This window comes from Roseinatronobacter ekhonensis (assembly GCF_900499075.1).
Classification (GTDB): domain Bacteria; phylum Pseudomonadota; class Alphaproteobacteria; order Rhodobacterales; family Rhodobacteraceae; genus Roseinatronobacter; species Roseinatronobacter ekhonensis.
In genome coordinates this window covers 1-1,259 of the sequence record NZ_UIHC01000161.1, presented here as the reverse complement: position 1 = coordinate 1,259, position 1,259 = coordinate 1, and the positions used below count along the sequence as shown (strand labels likewise).

Annotated in this window: 1 protein-coding gene; it reads left to right on the top strand. The window is 64.7% G+C overall.

The window, feature by feature from the left end:
* Window positions 1–109: 109 nt before the first annotated feature.
* Window positions 110–1,186 carry a DUF2793 domain-containing protein gene (locus tag ROE7235_RS19610; protein WP_121097726.1) on the top strand — a complete coding sequence of 359 codons (1,077 nt, stop codon included), beginning with the start codon at window positions 110–112 and terminating at the stop codon, window positions 1,184–1,186.
* Window positions 1,187–1,259: the final 73 nt, after the last annotated feature.

The following is a 1,259-nucleotide window of genomic DNA, read 5'->3' as shown; positions in this document are numbered from 1 at the left end:
GCGCCGCTCGGCCCCGGCGACACGCTCGACGTCCGCATCTTCCAGCTCTCCGCCCTGATCGGGCGGGGCGCGCCAAAGACCGTCACGCTCACGTTCTGAAGGCCATCCCATGTCCGACGCCACGACCAATCTGCTACTGCCCTACATCCTCGCGGCGCAGGCCCAGAAGCATGTCACCCATAACGAGGCGCTTCGGCTGCTCGACGGGCTCGTCCAGCTTTCCGTCCTCGACCGCGACCTGACTGCACCGCCCGGTTCTCCCAATGATGGCGACTGCTACATCGTGGCCAGCGGCGGCACGGGCGACTGGGCGGGCTGGGACCTGAATGTCGCGGTATTCACCGATGGCGCCTGGCTGCGCCTGCCGCCCCGGGCGGGCTGGCGTGCGTGGGTTGAGGACGAAGGTCTGCTGCTGGTTTACGACGGCGCGGGGTGGATTAGCACCACGCCTGCGTTCTTGCAAAACCTCGCGCTGCTCGGTCTTGGCACGACCGCCGACGCTGCCAACCCGTTTTCAGCCAAGCTGAACGCGGCACTCTGGACAGCCAAGACCGTGGCCGAAGGCGGGACCGGCGATCTGTTCTACACCATGAACAAGGAAGCGGCGGGCGACGATCTCGGCCTGACCCTGCAGAGCGGTTTCGTGACAAAGGCGCTCGTCGGGCTGTTTGGCTCCGAAAGGTTCCGCCTCGCTGTTTCGGCCGACGGCAGCACCTTCTTCGACGGTCTGATCGTGGACAACGCCACCGGCATCGTCGAGCAGCCGCAACTGCCGCGCTTCAAGGCTTACACGAACTACGACAACTACGTCGGCGTCGGCACCTGGACGAAGATTGGCCTGAACAACACCGACTATAATGATCAGGGCTGTTTCGATGCCGGGACAAACCTGTTCACAGCGCCTGTGGACGGCACTTACCTGTTCGGCGCAACGCTGCTTTACAAGATCAACGCCAGCGCTACTGCCCGCATGCGTGGGCGGCTGGTGCTGAACGGCGCGACCGAAATCCGGGGTTCTTTCGGCGAGATCTCCGCCACCCACGTCACGCTCGCCACCGCCATCTGGCTGCAGACCATGGTGCCGCTCACCGCAGGCGATACCGTCGAGCTGCAGGGGTATTTCCGGGTCGCGGACGGCTACTTCGCCGCCGATCACACGTCCTTCTGGGGCTGCAAGGTCGGCTGAGCGGTGGGAGGATGATCCGATGACACCACCCCAATACGAGGGCTTCGTGCGCATGCCGGATGCCGAGTTCGAG

Excerpts from the sequence above, each read along its gene's own strand:
- ROE7235_RS19610 (WP_121097726.1), top strand. The coding sequence starts at position 110 with ATGTCCGACGCCACGACCAATCTGCTACTGCCCTACATCCTCGCGGCG.